Origin of the sequence: Asticcacaulis sp. AC402 (assembly GCF_000495835.1) — a bacterium.
Lineage (GTDB): Bacteria > Pseudomonadota > Alphaproteobacteria > Caulobacterales > Caulobacteraceae > Asticcacaulis.
In genome coordinates, this window is sequence record NZ_AWGC01000087.1 from 1 (window position 1) to 309 (window position 309).

Annotated in this window: 1 protein-coding gene; it reads left to right on the forward strand. The window is 63.8% G+C overall.

Translation table 11 applies throughout. The features are described 5' to 3' along the window. The coding region (locus ABAC402_RS40530; protein WP_040410162.1) for an Ig-like domain-containing protein at window positions 1–309 on the forward strand (309 nt) is incomplete at both ends.

Sequence of the window (309 nt, forward strand, 5' to 3'; positions counted from 1 at the left end):
TGGAAGGGCTCAGTGACATCGATGGCGCATTAACCGTTTCGGACATCTCGGCCGATCACGGCACTCTGACCATCACAGAAGGCGGCTGGACCTTTACGCCGGCGGCCAACTACAACGGCAGCGTAACCCTGACCTACACCGTCAGCGACGGCCAGGGCGGTGAACTGTCCGGCCAAACGCGCACCTTCACCCTGGCCAGTGTTCCCGACGCGCCGGTGGCGGCCGCCGCCAGCTTTACGATCGCCGAAGACGGCATCCTGGAAGACTCGGTTGTGGCCAGCGACGGCGATGGCGACACACTGACCTACA